Here is a 20753-nt window from a genome sequence, read left to right on the forward strand (position 1 = left end):
AGTGGGTAGCACATACGACCTTGGTCTGCCGACTTGTCCGGGCAAGTTTGCACTTGTCCCTTCTTGTATCTGAAATAAGCATAAGAGTATATGAACCGGGCATTCACCTTCCTGACAACCCTGGCTATTTTGGTGCTCCTGGGCGGCCAGTCCTTTGCCAAAACACAGAAGCCAAGCGAGGAGATGATCCTGATTTTGATTCATCACAAATCCGGCCCCAATGATCTGGATGTCAGCAAGCTACCGCTGGACAAGACCATGGACTTCCCTTCAAAAAAGGAAATGCCTGAATATGAGGTGTATCGCGTGCCCTACCCGAAAGGTATCGCTGATTACTTTGGATATGATGTCTATCTCCATGCGCAATCCGGACGCTATTGGATCTACCAGGGAGGAGGGGTGGCAAGTGTGAGCAAGTTCTACGGCCCCGGCTTGGTGAAAGATCTGCGCAAGTAGCGGGCGTTCACTTCACCTCCGCGGCCATCTCCATCAGGGCATCCATCATTTTCACGGAGGCCTGAGGCTCGAGGTTGTTGGTGCCGGGCCAGGTCTCGTAGCCACCGAGCTCGAAATGGCGCGGCGTAGGCATGTAACCGTAGTAGCCGTTGGCGAGCTCCACCATGAAGGATTTGGCAAAGGGACTGCGCTTGCGAAACTCGACGCCGGTTTCGGCAAAGGTTTCCGTGGGCGTGGTGCCGATGCAGATGTCTCCGATGCGGAAGATCTGCACGGGAGCCTTGGTCTCTGGGCTGGCCTGGGCGAGGCGCTGCACGCGACCTGCGTAGGCGAGTGGGAGGTCGGCCTTGCCCTGAATGCGTGGGGTTTTGGCCTCGGTGTCCTTGGCCCAGGCGATGAGTTCGGGACCGATCTTGCGCCAGGAGATGGGGAGCTCGCGATAGCGGGCGGCAAGAGGAGCGCTGCTCTGCCAGGTGACCTTGGAAAGGGCTGCGTTCACCTTGGCGGCGATGTCTTCGGCGACATAACGCATCTGCTCGTAGGGCTTTTTGCGCGGCTGAGGATTGCGGAAGTTGATGTTGTTGGCGTCGCCGCTGGTGCCATTAGCCATGAGGGCAACGAAGGGCGGGTCTTCGGTGCCGCCAGCTTGCAGACGCTTGAGGGCCTCGCAGTACATGCCGTAGTAGTCTGCGGAGATGTCTGCGTCTTTGACTCCGCCGACGTAGTGGAGGGAGTAGGCGGAATAGACGGAGATCATGCGGCCGCCGGGCTCGCGCAGGGCGATGAAGGAGACGATGGGATCGGGCTCGCCAGCGGGCTCGATGAGCGCCGGATTGCCAGCGCCGGGGTTCATCTTGACCTTGTCGATCTTGCCGAAGGGATTGGGCGGCATCTTGTCTGGCTGGAGGAACCAGCGGCGGATATGGACATGCTCCGGAATGCTAACGGTGCTGAAGGCGATCTCCGCAGGACGGAGCAGCGTGATGGCACGGCGCACGCCATCCGCAATGCGACGAGCGACGAATTTCTGGTAATCCGTGAGTTCCAGGTCGGAGGTGTAAAAGCGCACCGGGCCACCGATGGCATTGGCTGCCGAATGGGTGTGTGTGCCTGAAATGAGGACATTGGCAGCAGGGATGCCGGTTTCTTTTTCGACCAGTTCACGCGCCGCGACACAGAGACTGCGGTGCATGCCGAGGAGATCGCAGATGACGAGGGCGAGCATGGTTTGGCCATCATCAAGCACGAGACAGCGGGCATGGAGCTCGTCGTGAATGTGTGTGCAAGGGTAAGGGAGGAACCCACCGACGACCTCGCTGCCAAGCGGTGGCGTGATGTTGCTGGTGGCGGCACCGGCCATCAGGGATGCCTTGGGAGTGTCAGCGGCTTGGAGGGATGCGGCGGCAAAGAGTGCGAGCAGGAGAGTGCGCATGGGAACAATACAGAGGTTCTGCGAAGATTTTGTCACGGCTTCCAATCGGCTGGGAGATTCAGAAACCAGACCTCATTGGAAAGCGGGCGGGCGTGGCCGCCGAGGAGCCAGAGTTTGTCCTGAAAAACGAGCGCCGAGTGCTCGTGCCGGGACTTCCAGCAGGTCTTGGTTTCTAGGCGCTGCCAGTTTTTGCCGTCGGCGCTGTGCCAGACGTCACCGTGGTTGTCTTTCTCTTTGGACCAGCCGCCGAGAACCCAGATGCGGCCGCGATAGACTGCTGCGCTGAACCACAAACGCGGGGCCCACGGAGCGGATGCGGTTTCGCAGGTCCAGTTCACGCCGTCGGCGGATGACCAGACATCATTCTTTGCATGGTAGCCGGGGACGTAGTTGCCGCCGCCTAAGACGTAGATTTTGCCATTCAGAACAACGGCCTGATGGTAGGCGCGTGGGGACCATGTGGCGTGCGATGTTTCGAGTTTCCACTCTTTGCCATCGGCGGATGACCAGACGTCATTTTTTAAACTGGCGTCATTGCCAAAGTAGTAGTCCTCAATGCCGCCAAGGAGCCACATCCTGCCGCGATGCTCGACGAGGCCGGAGGCGAGGCGCGGGGACCATCTGGCACCTGATGTGACTTGATTCCAAGCAGCGCCATCTGCGGAGGACCAGACCTGATTGCTGGCTGAATGACCTGGGAGGCGGCCTTTGTACCAGCCGCCCATTATCCAGAGGCGATCCTGAAAGGTGAGGCTCATGGCGAGGTCGCTATGCAGCCAGGGGGCGTTGGCGGAGATGAGCTTCCAAGCTTTGCCATCAGCAGATGACCATACATCGCGCGGCGGGTCCTGGAAGGACTGGAACCAGCCGCCACCGATCCAGAGCTGATCTTTGAAGACCCACTCGGCCTGGGAATCGCGTGCCTGCCATGGAGCGGTGGATTCAAGCACCCAGTCAGGCTCGGCAGCACTGGCATTGAGGCTGATGATTCCGGCCAGCAGTGGAAGGAGGTGCTTCATAAATCAGGTCATGATCTGCGCTTCGATGTCGAGCCCGACACGTTGGCTCCATGCGGCGATCATTTTTTTAAACCATGGGCCGGGCATGCCATCGGCGATGAGCGTGCCGTTGATCCGAGTGCAAGGAGCCATGCAATAGGGAGTGGTGGTGAGCCAAGCCTCGTCCGCAGTGACCACGTCGTAAGGCTGGAAATCCTTTTCGATGAACTCCATGCCGATCTGAGGCGCGAGCTCCTTCAGCGTCTGCAGGCTGATGCCCCAGAGGATGTTGCGGGTGGTCGGGGAGATGATTGTGCGCCCTTTCACGATGACGAAATTGGAACCCGCGCATTCAGTGACGTTGCCATCAAGGTCGAGAAGCAGGGTGATGGCACGTGGGTCAACCGCCTGGGACTGCTTGTCGGCAAGCCACCAATGCAGGCGGCTGCGGTTTTTCATCTTGGGCTCGAGACACTGTGGCGGAATGTGCCGGATGGATGGCGTGACGACATGGGCTCCGTCCGTGAACAGATGCCGCCACATGCTGAAGCGCAGCGGAAAGGAATGAATGCAGATGGTGGGGGTGAGCGGCCCTGCGGCGCCGGCACTGCCTGCATACAGAGTGTTTTCACCCGGGGTGATAAAGTGAACGATGCCGATGTCTTCGTGCGGAGCGATGAGACGGCAGTTTGCCTCCGCGAGCTCGTTGGTGAGGGTGAGCATTTCCTGCGGAGAAAGCGGCACCGTGATGCCTGAATACTTCAGGGAGCGGCACAAACGGGCGACGTGGTCCTCGGCCCGAAAGGGCCGGTGATGAAAGGTCCGCGTCATCTCCGTGAGCGTGGCACCGAGGACGATGCCCAGATCATAGATGTTCAGCTTTGCCTGCGAGGCGGGAACGAACCCGGTATTTAGATAGACTAGAGGTTCGGTCATGGCCTGGAGAGGGAAGCTCAGATTTCGGATTCCTTGGGCAGAAGGAAGGGGGCGCGGTACTCACGGCCGAGCAGTGCGTTTGCAGCGGCATTATCGAGGAAGGACTCCTTGCCACCGTCCACGCGGAGGTGCTGGCCGAGCGTGAGCTTCGTCTTGTCGAGTTCGACACCGGCATCGACGAGATAGTGGCGCGTGCGCTCCAGCGTCTCCTGGACGTCGTCGTGAACTTTGATGTCGCCGAGATGCTTGGCGATGTCGTTGACCGAGGTCTGCGCGCCGAGGCGGTAGGAAATGTTGGCGATATGGCAGAGGGCGCTGCTTTGATGGCCTTCCTCGATCTCGGCTTTGAGGTCTTCTTGCCGACGACTGCGCACGGCGTTAAGGAAATTGGCAAAATGGTTCTCGGACTTTCCTTCGAAGGCGCGGACGAGATTGCCCTTGGGGTCGTAGAGGCTGGTGTCGGCAATGATGCCTTCACTGCCGTAGAAGAACCACATGGACTTGATGGCAGGGTGAAAGGGCGCGCTTTTCAGACCACGGGTTTCAGAAATGATGGTTTTGTCGCCGAAATCGAAGATGCCCACCTGCGAGTTTGGCGTCTCGGCCACATCGGTGTAGCCGAGGCGGCCACCATAACTGAGCACGTTGCGGCCAAGACCGGTGACACCGAGGCCCCAACGGCAGATGTCGAGCGAGTGGACGTTGTTGTTGCCGATCTCGCCGCTGCCGGTGTTCCAGAACCAATGCCAGTCGTAGTGAAACTTGGGTCGTGTGAGCTTCTCCAGCGGTGCTGGTCCGGCCCAGAGATTGTAGTCACAACGCGGCGGCATCGCGCACTCGACAGGACCGCCGATGGAACCACGACCGCCGTAGATGATGCTCTTGGCGAGTTTCACCTCGCCAAGTTTTCCTTCACTCATGTACTTCACGGCTTCAGCCAGAGAACCACGGGCGCGGTTCTGCGTACCGCCCTGGCAGATGCGGCCCAGCTTGCGCGCGGCCTGCACCATGCGACGTCCTTCGACGACATTGTGGCTGACGGGCTTCTCCACATACACATCTTTGCCGGCCTGCATGGCCCATATGGCGGAGAGCGAGTGCCAGTGATTCGGCGAAGCGATGAAGACGACATCCACCGCCTTGTCTTCCAGCACCTTTCGCAAATCCTGAACCTTCTTCGGCATCGACCGCTTGGCCTGCACCAGGATCTCACCCACCTCGTCCGCCCGGTCCAGATCAGGATCGCAGACATAGGCCACATCGCAGTCGGGTATGCGCACCAGCTCTTTGGCATGGGCCTTGCCGCGGATGCCGCAGCCAATGATGGCAGCGGTGATTTTCTCATTCGCGCTGACGGCTTTGCTCTCTGCAGAAAAAAGAGGTGCGGGGAGACTCACAGCCGCCGCGGCCATGAGTGAGTCTTCAAAAAAGCGGCGGCGCGTGAGATGGTTCATAGTGCGATGTTATACGGAGCCGCAGAGCTGCTCTGAGCACCTGCACGCACAAAACTTCACTTTGCCCAGCGAATGCAAGACGGCATGGGCATCGCGACAGGAGCGCCTGTCGCGGCGAGATTGCCATTTGCTGCATCAATCCTAAACACGACCACGGAATTTCCAGGCATGTTGGCGCAGAGGAGCCAGCGACCATCCGGGGTGATCAGCAGATTCTGCGGCCCTTTGCCGAGGCTGGGATCGATAGAAAGGAGTGTCAGCATGCCATTCTCTGCGATGCGGTAGGATGCGATGCTGTCGTGCCCTCTGTTGGTACCGTAGAGGAACTTGCCATCGGGGGTGATTTTCAAGTCCGCCGTATGGCTTTTGCCAGTGAATCCGGCAGGAAGCGTGGAGAGGGTCTGGCGCTCTGTGAGCATGCCGGAGTCGGCGGCGTAATCGAAACACGTCACCGTGTTTGCCAGCTCGTTGATCACATACACATGCCTGCCGTTGGGATGAAACGTGATGTGGCGCGGGCCGGATGCAGGCCTCATCTTCACGAAGGGCTGGGCATCGTTCGGCGTGAGTCTGGCCGCGGCCGCATCGAGCTGATAAATCAATATTTTGTCAATGCCCAGATCGGCAGCCAGGGCGAAGCGATTGTCTGGACTGATCACGATGCAGTGTGCATTCGGCCCCTTTTGGCGCACGGGATCGGCACCCGAGCCGCTGTGCTGCACAAACGAAACCGCCTCGCCTAGCGAACCATCCTCCTTTACCGGCAGCGAGGCCACACTTCCGGACGCATAGTTTGCCACCGCCACCGTCTTGCCTGTGGCATCGACATCGAGGTAGCACGAAGCAGTCCCTCGTGCAGAATGCTGATTCAGACGCTTCAACCGGCCATCTCGGCCATCCAGTGCATAGGCTGCCACAAACTCATCGTCCGCACCGCCAAAACTCTCGGCATTGATCGCATAGAGGAACCGTTGATCGGGCGAGACCGCGAGGAAGAACGGATTCTGAATGTCAGCCGTGCGATGCAGTGGCTGCAGGGTGCCCGTCGCTGAGTCAAAGCGAAACGAGTGAATGCCTGCCTTTTCTCCCGAAGCAAAGGCGGAGATGAAAACGAGAGGCTCCGCACCGGGAAGACCGCCGGAGCACATGCACAGCACCCCCGTAAGAAATGACATGAGATGACGCATAAAATAAAAAATCTCAGGCAAGAATGTCTGTGACCACATCGCCATACACGTCTGTCAGGCGGAAATCACGACCGGCGTAACGGTAGGTGAGCTGCTCATGGTCAAGGCCGAGCTGATGCAGAATGGTGGCATGCAGATCGTGAACGTGAACCTTTTTTTCGACGGCGTTCATGCCGAGTTCGTCCGAAGCTCCGTAGGCAAGGCCACCTTTGATGCCTCCACCGGCCAGCAATGTGCTGAAAGCGGTGTGGTGATGATCCCGACCGCGCTTCATCGGATCTGTCTTCTTGTTCTTGTCCTGGTTTTCCTGCGCGTAAGGAGTGCGGCCAAACTCGCCGGTCCAGACCACGAGGGTGTCATCCAGGAGGCCGCGCTGCTTCAGGTCGCTGATGAGAGCGGCGGAGGCGCGGTCACTGTCGGCGCAGAGTTCGGGGTGGCGCTTGTAATGGTCGCTGTGAGTGTCCCAGGGCTGGTTGTTGCTGCTGGTGTAATAGACACTGATGTAGCGCACGCCGGACTCTGCCAGCCGCCGTGCGAGCAGGCAGGAGCGGCCAAACGGGGTGTCACCATACAGCTCGCGCATTTTGGCAGGCTCACGGCTGATGTCGAAGGCATCGCTGGCGGCGCTTTGCATCCGATAGGCAGTTTCCATGGATTTGATCTGCGCATCAAGCGCCGAGTCATTGTCACGGCGTGAGGCATGGAGCCGGTTAAAGTGCTGGATGAGATCGATCTGCCGGCGCTGCTGCTTGGCGCTGAGCAGAGGGTTGCGCACGTTGGCAATAAGCTTGTCCACATTCATGTCTGACGTGATGACGCCGGTGGCCTGAAACTCGGCAGGCAGGAATGAATTGCTCCAAAGGGCCGGCCCCACCACGATGTTCGGCGTGGGCCGCAGCACGACGAAGCCCGGCAGGTTTTCATTTTCACTGCCCAGGCCGTACAATACCCACGAACCGAGTGATGGACGGATGGGCTGGATGTTGCCGGTGTTCATCATGAGCAGCGCGGGTTCATGATTCGGCACATCGGTGTGCATGGAGCGGATGACGCAGCAGTCATCGATGATGCTGCCAAGCCGGGGGAGACTCTCGCTCACCTCGATGCCGCTCTGACCGCAGCGGTGAAACTGGAGCGGCGATGACATGAAGCCGCTGGTGACGGGAGCCTTGTAGAGCTTGCCAGAAGGCTGCTGGCCTTCGTATTTTTTCAGCGCGGGCTTGGGATCAAAGGTGTCGATGTGCGAGGGCGCACCGTTCATGAACAGAAAGATCACCCGTTTTGCCTTGGGCGTGACCTGCTGCGGAACTGCGGCCTTGGCCTGCGCCCCCAGCATGCCGGCGAGACCGATCGCGCCGAAGCCGGCGGACAGGCGCTGCAGGGCTTCGCGGCGGTTCATCGGAGATCTGGCGTCAGTCCACATAAAGCATTTCGTTGGAGGCCAGCAGGGCCTGGGCCAGCTGCTCCCAGCCGGTCAGCGCGCTGTCTGACGGGGTTTCCCGCACAAAGGCCTGCGCGAGGGCGGCTTCCTCGGCCAGAGGTTCTCGGGCAAAGAGGAGGGCATAGATGCGGCGGATGCGTGAGCTGTCGTCCGCCGCACCTTGCAGAATGCGGGCGGCCAGCCGCTTTGCCTGCCCGATCATGAAGTCGCTGTTCATGAGAAACAGCTTCTGCGTGGGTGTGGTGCTGCTGGAGCGGCGTGCGGCGTGCACGTTGGCGTCCGGGTAATCGAAGAGCATGAGAGTCTTGTTCAGCTCACGACGGCTGACTTTCGTGTAAAGCGTGCGCTTGTGATGGTCCGCAGCGCTCAGGTCGATCGAGGCTCCGCCTGCGGGGTCGAGATCGCCGGAGACCGCGAGCACGGCATCGCGATACTGCTCGATGCTCAAACGGCGGCGCTCCATGCGCCAGACGTTTTCATTCGCCTGATCGAGCTGCGCATTGGCCTCACTGCCGAGGCTGCTCTGGCGATAGGTGGCGGAGAGCACAATCTCCCGCAGGAGCTTTTTGACCGACCAGCCGTTTTGCACGAAGCGGAGGGCAAGGTCATCCAGCAGCTCCGGATGGGTAGGCCTGTCTCCCGTGGAGCCAAAGTTGCTGGTGGTGCGTGCGAGCGGCTTTCCAAAGAGCATGTCCCACAAGCGGTTCACTATCACGCGTGCGGTGAGCGGATTGGCGGCATTTGCGATCTGCTGCGCCAGTTCACCGCGACCGCTGCCCTGCTTGAAATTCACCGGCCCGCTCTTGCTGAGCACCTGCAGATAACCACGAGGCACCTTGACGGGGCCGGGAGACTCCATGTCTCCACGGTCATAAACCGGCAGATCACGCGAAGACTCATCCCGCACGATGTGGAGCGTTCCAGCATCCATTTTTTCCGCATTTGTTTTGCCGTCCTCGTCCTTGCCATCGGGGCGCAGGTTCACCATCTGCACGCTGGCGAAGACACCGGCGAGCGCATAGTAGTCGCGCATGGTGATGGGGTCGAACTTGTGGTCATGGCAGCGTGCGCAGCCCACGGTGAGGCCGAGAAAGGTCTGTGACACGGCGTCCACCTTTTCAGCCCACTCCTCCGCCTGCACATCCAGCCGCGAGCGAGCATAGAGCTTGTGCCCCAGCCCTAGAAAGCCGAGAGCGGGCAGATCGGACTTGTTCTGCGGTTCGATCAAATCCACAGCGAGCTGCTTTTTGATGAACTCATCATAGGGCAGCCCGGAGTTGAACGCGGAAACGACCCAGTCGCGGTAGCGCCAGGCATTCGGATAGTTGAGCGTGGAGTTGTTGCCCACCTGATGCGCCTGGTCCTCGGCATAACGGGCGAGATTGAGCCACAGGCTTGCCATGCGCTCGCCAAAGGCGCGACGCCCGAGCAGACCATCCACCAGCCGTGCGTAAGCATCTGGCCGGGTGTCCGCCACAAACGCAGCCACCTCCTCAGGAGTCGGCGGCAGGCCGGTGAGGTCCAGAGTGACACGGCGGATCAGCGTGCGTGCATCTGCCGGAGCGGCCGGCGTGAGAGAACGCTTTTCCATCTGCGCGAGAATGAAGTGATCCACACGCTCGCGCGGCCAGGACGCGTCTTTCACCGCTGGCAGTGGCTGCACTTTGGGCGGAACGAATGACCAGTGCTGGCGTGCCGCGTTCCAATCAATCACAGCCGGAGCCGCCGCCTGCGCTGTGACGCAGAGCAGGAGCGAGAGAGTGAGGATGTGAGAGGACGCGTTAGGCACCCGTCTATTACGCAGGTATCCGGGTGTTTTTTCGGTCTCAAATCAGGCCAGAAGACCTTTCACGACTTTGGCGGGATTCACACCGGTGAGGCGGAAGTCGAGGCCCTGGAAGCGGTAGCTGAGCTTGTTGTGATCGAGCCCAAAGAGGTTGAGGATGGTGGCGTGGAAGTCGTGAATGGAGACGGGATCGCGCGCGACATGCCAGGCGAAGTCGTCTGTCTCGCCATAGACCTGACCGCCTTTGATGCCGCCGCCGGCCATCCATAGGCTGAAGGCGTAGGGATGGTGATCGCGGCCGGTGACCTTCTTGAAGCCCTTGCGGTTTTCGCCGAGGGCGGTGCGGCCGAATTCGCTGCCCCAGACGACGAGGGTGGAGTCGAGCAGGCCGCGCTGCTTGAGGTCTTTGAGAAGGGCGGCGATGGGCTGATCGACCATTTGGCAATTATGCGCGAGCTGGGGATCGAGCGAGCTGTGATGGTCCCAGGAGGCGTGGATGATGTTTACGAAGCGGACGCCGCGTTCCACCATGCGGCGGGCATTGAGGCAATGGCGTGAAAAGGTCTGGAAGTTGCCGATGCCGCCGAGGTTGCTCTTGATGGGAGGCTCGATGCGGTTCACGCCATAGGCATCGAGCGTGGCCTGGGATTCGCCTTTGAGATCGACCAGCTCCGGCGCGGCGCTCTGCATGCGGAAGGCGAGTTCGTAGCTGCTGATGCGCGCGGCGATCTCGGGGTCGCCAATGTGCTTGTGCTGAAGGCGGTTGAGATCGTTCAGCGCACGGATGCTGGCGGACTGCATCTGCGGCGTGATGCCGTCTGGGTTGTCCAAATTTAAAACAGGTGAGGCCCCATTACGGAACATCACACCAGAATACGAAGAAGGTAGGAAACCACTGGACCAGGTGGAGCTGCCGCCAGGAAGGCCGCGGCCTTTGCTGACCATGACGACGTAGGAAGGCAGGTCCTGCGAGAGATTGCCAAGGCCATAGGTGACCCACGAGCCGACACTGGGGCGGCCGAGGCGGGACTCGCCGCAGTTCAGCATGAGCTGGCCAGGGAGATGATTGAACTGGTTGGTGTGCATGGAGCGCACCAGGGCGATGTCGTCCGCGCAGGTGGCGATGTGAGGAAGCAGATCGCTGATTTCCATGCCGCACTGGCCGTGCTTTTTGAAAACACGGCTGGTGCCCATGACGGTGGCCGTGTCCTTTTGCAGGAAGGCAAACTTGGCATTTCCCACGATGGAGTCGGGCAGCGGCTGACCATCGTATCTGTTGAGCAGAGGCTTGGGATCGAAGAGATCCATCTGTGAGGGACCGCCCTCAAGAAAGATGAAGATGCAGCGCTCCGCCTTGGGTGCGAAGTGGGACATGCGCGTGGCCAGCGGATTGGCCGGGACGCTGGCCTCAGCCGCGAGGAGGCCATCCTGCTTCAACAACGAAGCGAGGGCGAGGGTGCCGAGGCCGCAGGAGCTGGTGGCGAGAAAATCGCGACGAGTCTGGGTGATGAGCTCCTGCGGGGACATGGGGTCAGGCCAGCTCTTTGATCGACTGAAACTCGTTATCGACGAGGTAGTGTGGGCGACCGGAGAAATCCGACACTGTGCTAGTGTGAGGATTGATGCCGAGATTGTTGTAGAGCGTGGCGAAGATCTCCTGGAAATGCACGGGACGATCCGAGGCCTCCGCGCCGAGCCGGTCCGTGGCACCAATGACCTGCCCATTCTGCATGCCGCCTCCGGCGAGGAGAGCACAGGAAACAGCGGGCCAGTGGTCGCGGCCGCCTTTGTCATTGACGCGCGGCGTGCGCCCAAACTCGCCCCAGGCGAGCACGGTCACATCCTTGTCCATGCCACGCTCATGCAGATCCTGCACGAGAGCGCTGATTGCCTGGTCGAAGTCGGGAAGATTTTCCTGGGCGTATTTGAAGTTCTGCCCGTGCCAGTCCCAGAAGCTGTAGCTGAGAGTGACCACGCGCACACCAGCCTCGACGAGACGGCGGGCGAGCAGGAACTGTTCATTGAGACGCGGCGCGGCATCGCCCTGGATTTTGGCGGTGCCTTTGCCGTAGCGTTCGCGGACCTTGGGGGACTCCTTGGAAAGATCGAGTGCATCCACAAGCTGGGAGGAGGTGAGGATGCCGTAGGCCTGCTGCCGGAAGACATCGATGCCAGCCATGGTGCCCGAGGCATCGGTCTCGCGGCGGAAGTTGTCGAAGGCGGAGAGCAGTCCGCGACGATCATCCAGGCGCTCGAGCGTGACGCCATTGAGGGACATGTCTTCTTTTCCGCGCTCCAGCGGCATGAAGGGCGCGTGAGCCACGCCAAGGAAACTCGGGCGCCCCTGATTGTAGGGCGTGTGCTTCATCTGCTGCGAAAGATTCACATAGCCGGGCACGGTGGGCGCGCCGCCTTTGAGCTTTGAAACCACGCTGCCGATCTCCGGCCAGCCGCCGGGTGGCGCGTTGTTGCTGAGGCGGCCGGTGACGCACTGAAAGCTTTCATGTCGGTCCTTGGCCCCCACCACACTGCGAATGAAGGTGAGCTTGTCGGCCATCTTTGCCATGCGCGGCAGGTGCTCGCTGATCTGGATGCCGCCAACATTGGTGGCGATGGGCTTGAAGGGACCGCGCACCTCCGATGGAGCGTCCATTTTCAGATCGTACATGTCCTGATGCGGCGGACCGCCGGGTAGATACACCAGGATGAGCGCCTTCTGTGATTTTCCACGCCCAAGCTCTGACTCTGCGCGCAGGAGTCCTGGCAGGCTCAGGCCACCCAGCCCAAGCCCGCCGACTCGGAGAAAGGAGCGACGGGAAAGACCATCGCAGCAGCGGCTGGAAGACTGACGGGAAAAGAGAGTGAGCATGGGGTCTATACGGCGGCAGGGCGAAAGGTTTTGCTACGACGATGCGAGGAATCGGGACTATTCGCGATTGATGAACTCATCGAGGTTCATGAGCACACGCGCGACCGCGACGAGAGTCGCCGCCTCCACCGGATCTGATGGCGCTGTGCCGCCAAGAATCTGCAGGGATGATGCACCGTCTTTTTTTACCGCAGCTTTTTGCTCGGTGTGAAAGTCGGTGAGGCGCTGGAACTCCTCAGGCCGGGGAGCGCGGTTGAGCGCGAGCTTAAAGAGGTGCCGCAGACGAGCTGCGGTATCTGGTGGAGATTCGGACAAGGCACGCAGGGCGAGAGCGCGTGCGGCCTCGACAAAGACGCCGTCATTCATCATCGTGAGGGCCTGCAGTGGGGTATTGCTGCGCTCGCGGCGCACGCAGGCGTCTGCAGCATCGGGCGAATCGAAGGTGGTGAGCGTGGGATAGAGCACACTGCGCAGAGTGATGATGTAGAGGCTGCGGCGGTAGATTTCGTCTCCCGGGCTGGCTTTCCAGTTGGAAGAACGGCCGACATCGAAGACGTCCTCCGGCAGCGGAGGGCGAAAGCTGGGGCCACCCAAGGTGGGCTTGAGCAAACCGCTGACAGCGAGGGCGGAGTCGCGCAGGATTTCGGCATCGAGGCGGATGCGGTTCTGGCGGGCGAGGAGGCAGTTGAGAGGATCGATTTCAACGATGTCCTCGCGGTGAGCGGAGGACTGACGGTAGGTGTGGCTCATGACGATGAGCTTGATGAGCTGCTTACGGCTCCAGCCCTTGCGCATGAACTCGGAGGCGAGCCAGTCTAGGAGCTCTGGATGCGAAGGAGATTCGCCAGCAGTGCCGAAGTCATCGGGCGTGCGGACGAGGCCGAAGCCGAAGAGCTTGCTCCAGATGTGATTGACCGCCACGCGACTGGTGAGCGGATGCTGCGGCGAGACAAGCCAGCGTGCAAGATCGAGACGCGTGGGCTCGGGCTGCAGCGGCTTTTTCATGGAAGGGAGCGCTGAAAGGCTGGCGGGAATGACATCCGGCCCACGGCGTGTGTAGTCTCCGGCCATGTGGACGTAGGTCTGGCGGCGGTCTTTGGTGACTTCCGCGAGAGTCTGCGCCTTGGTCCCGGCCTCATCGCGGTCCTCGGTGTTGTCAAAGAAGGCGTAGAAGCTGTAGTAGTCGCGGATGGTGATGGGGTCGTATTTGTGGGTGTGGCACTGGGCGCAGCCCACGGTGAGGCCCATCCAGACGCGGCCGGTGGTATTGACGCGATCGACGAGGTTTTGGTAGCGCGCCTCTTCCTTGTCCACACCTGCCTCGGTATTCAGCGCAGCATTGCGATGAAAGCCGGTGGCTCTGAGCTGGTCCAGAGTGGGGCTGGGCAGAAGATCACCAGCGAGCTGCTCAATGGTGAATTGATCGAATGGCAGATCGGCATTGAAGGCACGAATGACCCAGTCGCGATAGAGGTAGGCACTGGGGCGAAGGCCGTCGCCAAGAAATCCATTGGAGTCAGCGTAGCGGGCCATGTCGAGCCAGTGGCGGGCCCAGCGCTCTCCGAAGGCGGGAGATGCGAGAAGGCGGTCCACGACCTGCTCGTAGGTTTTGTCAGACCAATGAGTGAGAACCGAGAGGTCTGAGGGAGCTGGCGGCAGGCCGGTGAGATCGAGATAAACGCGGTGCAGCAGCGTGATGGGCGAGGCAGCGGGCGCAGGCTGGAGGCCGTGCGCGCTTAGCCGGGCTTCGATGAAAGCGTCGATGGGATTGGTGCCGCTGGAGGCTGGAACCTGCGGGCGCTTGATGGGCTCGAACGCCCAGTGGTTCTGGTATTCGGCGCCCGCGGCAATCCAGCGACGGATGAGATCACGTTCCACCTGGGTGAGCTGCTTGGGCGACGAGGGGGGCGGCATCACGTCCGAAGGATCAGTGTGGGTGATGCGCTTCCACAGTTCGCTCGCCTCAGGCTTGCCGGGCCGGATGGCAGATTTCACGGCCTCGGCCCGCACGTCCAAGCGGAGGTCGGCTTCGCGCTTGTCTTCATCGGGGCCGTGGCACGCGTAGCATTTGGAGGCCAGGATGGGGCGGATGTCGCGGTTGAATTCCACGCGCGCCTCCGCGGCGAGAACGCTGCTGGAGGCTGCAAGCACGAATGGAATGACGAGGCGCATTCGCTAGGTCACTTTGAGATCTTTGAAAGCCAGCGTCTGCTCTATTTTGGCGTCACCTTCGGTGCCGAATATTTTTGCCGTGAGCGTGGCGGCGGACCAGTCGATGTGAAGCTGGCCGACATTGGGAAGATGATAAGTCTTGGAGACGCAGCGGAACTTGTTCGGTGTGGGAGAGCCGCGCGGGTGCTTCTGCGTCATGGAACTGGAGGTGAAGTCATAAACGCCGTTATGTGAGAACTCGCACCAGTGGCGGTCGCCGCTCAGGATGACTGAGGTCTGCCCCTGCAGGAGCTTCAGCAGCCGCTGCTGCTCGTGAGGCATGTTGGCCCAGCATTCGCCTCCATGGGCCTCCGGGGCAAACTGGATGCTGGACACGATGATACGGAGATCGGCGGGCTGCTGGAGGATCTGCGCGAGCCAGCTCCACTGTGCGGCACCGAGCATGGTCGTGGAGGTGTCGTCCGTGGGCACGTAGGAACCGCCGAGCATGGCCTTGTCCTTCGGCACCTTTTTGAGGGGACTGCGGAAATAACGCGTGTCTAGGAGGACCACCTGCACACGTTTCCCGGCAGGGCCAAAAGTCTGGGCCTGATAAACTCCCTCCTGCTGACGACGTGGCGAAGATGCGGGCTCATCCAACCAGTTCCAGAACTCCACCTGGGCCTCCTTTTTATGCGGATAGCTGCCACCGCCGTCGTTTTCGCCAAAGTCGTGATCGTCCCAGGTGGCGAGGATGGGCTTGTTTTTGAGGCCTTTGAAAAAGCGGCTGTTTTTGAGCAGCGTGTACTTTTCCTGCATCATGGGGATGCCGCCTTTGTCGGCATAGACATTGTCTCCCATGAAGATGAAAAGATCGCGCGGCAGGGTCAGCGTGCGATCGAGCATGGGGTGATCGTGCGTGTCCAGACAGGAGCCAAAGACGATGTCCTGCAAGGGGGCTTCATCGGCCGCGTGGGCGGCGATCAATCCGATGGCGGGAAGACCCGCCAGAAAGCGGCGGCGGCTGTTGATGCCGGAGAGCGGAGTGTGGGAAGAATTCATGGCACCAGTTTCGCAGCCTCCTCCTTCGCCTTTGCCAGCACCTCCGCCAGTGCCACGGGTTTGCCGCCCTGGCGCAGGCTCTCATCCGCAGCCTCCATGAAGGTGAAGATTTCGATCGTCTCGGCCTCGCTCACTGGAGGCTCGCCGGTGCGGAAGAATTTGCCGATCTGGCGGCACAGTGCCTCGTAGCTGATCGTTTTGGCTCCCTGACGCACGCCCTTGCTGCCATAGACTATGGCACCGAATTCAGACTTTCCACGCACGATGCCACGGTAGGTGCCGATGCGGCCGTCTTTCCACATGCCGGTGACTTGATCGGTGACAGGTCCTTTGCTTCGGGAAACCGTTTCACAGCCGGTGCCCATGAGAGTGAAGAGCGACTCGATTCCATGGATGGCGTAGAAGAAAAGATCCGGCGTGCCGCTTTGGTAGGAGCATGGCCCCCATGTGGTGACGCCCAGGATGTCGCCAATTTCCTCGTTCCCTTTCAGAGCGAGAAGATCCGCACCAAAGCGTGACGATGAGCTCGACCAGGTCTTCACCTTGTGTTTCTTCGCAAGCTCAAAGAGTGCGATAGTCTCCGGGAGAGTGCCTGCGAGGGGCTTGTCGATATAGACGAGCTTGCCGGATTTAAAGACCTCCCGCGCCTCCTTCAGATGGATGCGGCCATCGACGCTCTCAATGAGCACGACGTCCACCTTTTCGAGCAGCTTTGGAATGGAGTCCACGATCTCCACCCCCATGCCGCGCACCTGCTCGGTGAATTTGGCCACGCGGTCCTTGCTGGCGGGCATGTCGGTGCCGCCGGGATAGCCTGCCACCACCTTGATGCCAGCGAGATCGCCATCGGCCTTGGGGTTGTTGAAGAGCTTGGTGAACGCCGGCACGTGCGAGGTATCGAGGCCGATGATGCCAGCCCGAAGAGGCTTGAGTGTGTCTTGCGAAAATGCGGAGTCTGCGGTGCAGACAAGGAATGCGATGGCGATAAAGAGAGCGTGTTTCATCGGGAGTGAATCTTACGTCGTGGAGGCCCGGGGTTGATCAGGTGAGAAGCCCCTGAATGTCGATGAGGTGAAGCTGGCGGCCTTTGCCCTCCTGCGGAGCGTCGATGCAGACCCAGCGCTCATCGCGACTGGAGCGGGGGTGATTGTCCACGCGCCATTCACCGGTGTATTCGCGAGGAGAGTGAAATTCACCGAGGTCGATGCGCTTGTTTGTGGCGATGTGGTAGAGGTGCGGGGTCTGGATGCGGCGAACGCCTTTAGGATAGGTGTCGTTCAGGATCCACTCGTTGTTGTGGAGGTAAGTGAGGTGGCCTCCGCTGTCGAGCACGCCATGGCCGATCTCCGAGACGATGCCGCTATCTTTATCTTCAAAGAGGAAGTCGCCCCAGTCCTTGTTGCCGAGCCAGTCCTTGGCCTGGGAGAGAATGTGGGTGGCATCCCGCCAGATGAAGTGGGAGGCGTAGCCATTCGGAATGACGATGCGGAGATCGCTGCCATCCATGTTTGCCGTGATCAAGCGTGTCAGATGCCCCCCCTTGGGCTGAGTCCAGCGGTGAAGCATAATGAAGCGTTTGCCATCCGGCCCCACAAGAAGGTGGTAGGCATGGTGCTTGGAGTCAGGGTGGTTTTCCATCACTGTGCCAGTCTTGGCAAGAGTCTCGTGAGAGACGATCAGCTTGGGTGCGCCGGTTTCGAGATTCACATGCGTGACGCCGCTGCCTGCGGGGGCCATCTGGTCAAAGAATCGATCTTTGATGCCTGCGTAGCCGTAGCCGGGGCGGCAGTCTGCCACACGGGCAAAGTCACAGCTCACAGCCTCTTTGCCATTGGGAGCCAGCGAGTAGATAGGACTGGGCAGCGTGTGCTTTTCGCCGGTTTTGACATCGAGAATGTGGCTCACAAATTGATCCTTCTCGCGGTCGTTCCAGATGACCTTGAATTCGTTGCCCGGAATCCACTGCAGCATGCAGCCCTGCTGCCAGCACCAGGCGCGGCTCTTGCCGAGGGGAATCCATTTGTCGTTGTCCTGGAGATCGACCATGCCGACTTCGATCTCATCATCGGCGGTAGGGGAGCGATGTTCGAAGCTGACTTTGTTGCTGAGCACAAAGCGGTTGTCCGGGGAGAACTGGAGCTTGTCGTAATAGCCGAACCAGTGGAAGCCGGGGCCTTGGGTGATGACGCGTGTTGGCGGATACTTTGGAGCCTCCTGCCCACGTGCGGCCAGGGAGCCCAAGGCAAGTGTGGAAAGGAAATGACGGCGGGTGGCGGGAGAAGTCATGATTAAAAAAGGATGTTTATTTTTTCGCGGCTTTGGCATCGAGCTCTGCTAGCTTGAAGCGGACACTGACGATGTATGGAGCCTCGCCTTCGGTCCAATGACCGTAGGTGGTGGTGACGATGGTGCCGTCTGGAAGAACTTCGATGCCGGGATAGGTGCAGTCGGCGCCTTTGGTATTGTCCATGATACGGACGCGATACTGGCCCTCCGCACCATTGACGATGTCCTCGTATTTGCCCACCCAGCCAACCCAGTCGCCTTTGGTGGGGCTGACGTGGGTGGTGTCACGGAAGCTGATGAAGAGGCGGCCATCGGGCGTGTATTTGGCGACGTGGCGATCCCCCGTCAGAGCGGCGGGCAGTTCCTTGGGCTCCGTCCAGGTCTGGCCTTCATCGTTGGAGAAGATGACGAAGGAGTTGTACTTGCGAGAGTTTTCACGGAGCAGGACAGCGATCTGTTTGCCATCGGGAGAGCGCAACGCGCCAGGCTCGCAGAGGTTGGCGTCTGGCAGCATGGCAATGGGCGTTGGCGCGCTCCAAGTGAGGCCGCCGTCTTTGGAAAGCGTGGTGTAAACCCAGAAGCGCCAGGCCTTGGCGGGAGCACCACGAATGAAGCGGCCATCGTCATGGAAGAAGGCGAGGTAGTGACCGGGAGTTTTCAGATCGATCACCGTGCCCATGGTGACAATGCCGCCGAAGTTGCCGATGGGAGCGAGTTCGCTCCAGCTGGCGCCATCGTCTTCGGTGACGGCCATGCGGATGGGGTGAAGGCCGCTGAACATGATGATGCGCTTTTTGCCGCTGGCATCGACCACACGATGCAGCGTGGGCACTTCCATGGAGGTCTTCCATGATTCTGGCGTGGGCAGACGGTCGCTCCAAGTAAGACCGGTGTCGGTGCTGCGCTTGTAAACGATGGGGCCACGCCCGTGGCCTTTGGGATAGACGATGAGCATCGTCTTGTTGTCCTCAAGCAGGAGCGTGGTGGGGTGGCCTAGGTACTGGCCTTTCTCCCGGTCCACGATGACCTGACGTTCCTTGTCTCCGCTGATATCGACGACAGGGATGGCATAGCCCGGAGCGAGCTTGGTCTTGAGGTTTTTCGGCGGTGCAAGAACGACGTCCTTCTTTTGCAGCCCGGTCTGGGCAAAAGCGGACGTGAGCAGCAGAGGGATAAGAAGACCGATGGCGCGAAGATGCATAGGAAGGCAAACGGGCAACTCCATGCAGGCTTTGCAAAGGAATCTCGATGGTCCAGCCACATCACCAGCAGCACGGCCGGCTCACGCCCCAAGCAGCTTGGTCAAAGGATGGCCTTCGTTCTGATCGATGCGTTCGGGGCGGCCTTTGTGCGTGTACACGAGTTGGGTGTGATCGATTCCCAACAGGTACAGGATGGTCGAATGGATGTCGTGCACGTGCAGGCGGTCCTCCACGGCATAGAGGCCGAGGTCGTCGGTGGCACCGTAGGTTTGGCCGCCTTTGACCCCGCCGCCTGCCATCCACATGGTGAAGCCGGTGGGGTTGTGGTCGCGTCCGTCGCCCTGCTCGCTCATGGGAGTACGGCCGAATTCACCGCCCCAGATGACAAGCGTCTCATCGAGCAGGCCACGCGCCTTGAGGTCGGCGAGCAGGCCGGCGATGGGCTTGTCCACGGCATTGCAGAGCCTGGAGTGGTTGACCTCGATGCCCTTGTGGCTGTCCCACTTGCTACCAGCACCGCTGTAGAGCTGGACGAAGCGCACGCCGCTTTCCACGAGGCGTCGGGCGAGGAGGCAGTTGCGGCCATAGACGGCGGTGGCCTCATTGTCCATGCCGTAGAGTTTTTTGGTGGCTTCGCTCTCTTTGCTGAGATCCACCGCCTGCGGGGCCTCAGCCTGCATTTTGTAGGCAAGCTCATAGCCACGGATGCGCGCATCCAGCTCGGTATTGCTGGCACGGGAGGCGCCGTAGTCGCGGTTGAGGTCACCGAGGAGATCGAGCTTGTCCCGCTGGCGCTTGCGATCCACTCCCTTGGGGTTGTCGAGGTATTTGATCGGCACGCCGTCGGAGTTGAATTCGACACCCTGGTACACCGCAGGCATGAAGCCCGTGCCCCAATTGCGCACGCCGTTCACCACGGTGGCCTCACTGTCCTTGATGACGACAAAGCCGGGAAGGTTTTTGTTTTCGGTACCGAGACCATAGGAGGCCCAGGCTCCAAGAGAGGGACGCCCGCCAAAGACGGAGCCGGTGTTCATGGAGCACACACCGCCGGCATGATTGATGCCGCTAGAGGCGCAGGAGTGAATCACAGCAAGGTCATCCGCATGCTGCGCCACGTTTTGAAACCAGTCCGAGATCCAGAGGCCGCCCTGGCCGTACTGCTTCCAGGTGCGCTTGCACTCGAGCAGCGGAGACTTGGCCTCGCCCATCGCAGTGATCGGCGGCTTGAAGCTGGCGGGGAGCGACTGCCCCGCGAGCTTGTTGAGCAGGGGCTTGTAATCAAAGGTGTCCAGATGGCTGGGACCACCCTCCATGAAGAGGAAGATGACGCTCTTGGCCTTGGCCACACGCTGCGGGAGCTGCAGGGCAGCAGCGGCGGAGCTCTGTTCGCTCATGAGGCCCGCCAGGGCCACGGCACCAAAGCCACAGCCTGCGCTTTGCAGAAAGTCACGACGCGTATGTGGGATGTCGAATCGGTTGCAGCTCATGGT

General features: G+C 60.4%; 16 protein-coding genes. 1 reads left to right on the top strand and 15 read right to left on the bottom strand.

All coding sequences use genetic code 11. From position 1 onward, the window contains the following. Positions 1 to 90 precede the first annotated feature (90 nt). Positions 91 to 456: a hypothetical protein gene (locus ACZ5WW_RS11670; protein WP_377171009.1), complete on the top strand. Its 366-nt coding sequence runs from the start codon at positions 91 to 93 to the stop codon at positions 454 to 456. Between the two features lie 7 nt (positions 457 to 463). Here the strand turns inward: ACZ5WW_RS11670 and ACZ5WW_RS11675 are convergent, their stop codons facing one another. The 15 genes from ACZ5WW_RS11675 to ACZ5WW_RS11745 form a co-directional block, all read right to left on the bottom strand. Beyond that, positions 464 to 1888, bottom strand: coding sequence for a hypothetical protein (locus ACZ5WW_RS11675; protein ID WP_377171007.1), 1425 nt, complete (start codon positions 1886 to 1888; stop codon positions 464 to 466). 32 nt (positions 1889 to 1920) lie between these two features. Then, on the bottom strand, positions 1921 to 2907 hold the full coding sequence (locus tag ACZ5WW_RS11680; protein ID WP_377171005.1) for a Kelch repeat-containing protein: 987 nt from the start codon (positions 2905 to 2907) through the stop codon (positions 1921 to 1923). 3 nt (positions 2908 to 2910) lie between these two features. Next, positions 2911 to 3822 carry an aminotransferase class IV gene (locus tag ACZ5WW_RS11685; RefSeq protein WP_377171003.1) on the bottom strand — a complete coding sequence of 304 codons (912 nt, stop codon included), beginning with the start codon at positions 3820 to 3822 and terminating at the stop codon, positions 2911 to 2913. A gap of 17 nt (positions 3823 to 3839) precedes the next feature. Further along, positions 3840 to 5276: a Gfo/Idh/MocA family protein gene (locus tag ACZ5WW_RS11690; protein WP_377171001.1), complete on the bottom strand. Its 1437-nt coding sequence runs from the start codon at positions 5274 to 5276 to the stop codon at positions 3840 to 3842. A 56-nt stretch (positions 5277 to 5332) separates the two neighbouring features. Further along, the gene (locus ACZ5WW_RS11695) at positions 5333 to 6451 is read right to left on the bottom strand and encodes a lactonase family protein (protein WP_377170999.1); all 1119 of its coding nucleotides are present in this window, start codon (positions 6449 to 6451) and stop codon (positions 5333 to 5335) included. A 25-nt stretch (positions 6452 to 6476) separates the two neighbouring features. Next, positions 6477 to 7862 carry a DUF1501 domain-containing protein gene (locus ACZ5WW_RS11700; RefSeq protein ID WP_377170997.1) on the bottom strand — a complete coding sequence of 462 codons (1386 nt, stop codon included), beginning with the start codon at positions 7860 to 7862 and terminating at the stop codon, positions 6477 to 6479. Positions 7863 to 7875: 13 nt separating this feature from the next. After that, a complete protein-coding gene (locus ACZ5WW_RS11705) occupies positions 7876 to 9693 on the bottom strand; it encodes a DUF1549 and DUF1553 domain-containing protein (RefSeq protein WP_377170995.1) in 1818 nt (605 codons plus the stop codon). 42 nt (positions 9694 to 9735) lie between these two features. Beyond that, positions 9736 to 11217, bottom strand: coding sequence for a DUF1501 domain-containing protein (locus ACZ5WW_RS11710; protein WP_377170993.1), 1482 nt, complete (start codon positions 11215 to 11217; stop codon positions 9736 to 9738). Between the two features lie 4 nt (positions 11218 to 11221). After that, positions 11222 to 12559 (bottom strand): DUF1501 domain-containing protein, encoded by a 1338-nt coding sequence (locus tag ACZ5WW_RS11715; RefSeq protein ID WP_377170991.1) that lies wholly within the window; start codon positions 12557 to 12559, stop codon positions 11222 to 11224. Positions 12560 to 12616: 57 nt separating this feature from the next. After that, positions 12617 to 14731, bottom strand: a complete 2115-nt coding sequence (locus ACZ5WW_RS11720) for a PSD1 and planctomycete cytochrome C domain-containing protein (RefSeq protein ID WP_377170989.1) — start codon at positions 14729 to 14731, stop codon at positions 12617 to 12619. A gap of 3 nt (positions 14732 to 14734) precedes the next feature. Further along, positions 14735 to 15772, bottom strand: coding sequence for an alkaline phosphatase D family protein (locus ACZ5WW_RS11725; protein ID WP_377170988.1), 1038 nt, complete (start codon positions 15770 to 15772; stop codon positions 14735 to 14737). Beyond that, positions 15769 to 16776 carry a Gfo/Idh/MocA family protein gene (locus tag ACZ5WW_RS11730; protein WP_377170986.1) on the bottom strand — a complete coding sequence of 336 codons (1008 nt, stop codon included), beginning with the start codon at positions 16774 to 16776 and terminating at the stop codon, positions 15769 to 15771. Before ACZ5WW_RS11730 ends, ACZ5WW_RS11725 begins: the two co-directional genes overlap by 4 nt. A gap of 37 nt (positions 16777 to 16813) precedes the next feature. Then, positions 16814 to 18058 (bottom strand): hypothetical protein, encoded by a 1245-nt coding sequence (locus ACZ5WW_RS11735; RefSeq protein ID WP_377170984.1) that lies wholly within the window; start codon positions 18056 to 18058, stop codon positions 16814 to 16816. A 16-nt stretch (positions 18059 to 18074) separates the two neighbouring features. Next, positions 18075 to 19259, bottom strand: coding sequence for a sialidase family protein (locus ACZ5WW_RS11740; RefSeq protein ID WP_377170981.1), 1185 nt, complete (start codon positions 19257 to 19259; stop codon positions 18075 to 18077). An 81-nt stretch (positions 19260 to 19340) separates the two neighbouring features. Beyond that, complete coding sequence (locus ACZ5WW_RS11745) at positions 19341 to 20750, bottom strand: DUF1501 domain-containing protein (RefSeq protein ID WP_377170979.1); 1410 nt, start codon at positions 20748 to 20750, stop codon at positions 19341 to 19343. Positions 20751 to 20753: the final 3 nt, after the last annotated feature.

The organism is Prosthecobacter fluviatilis, from assembly GCF_055388355.1.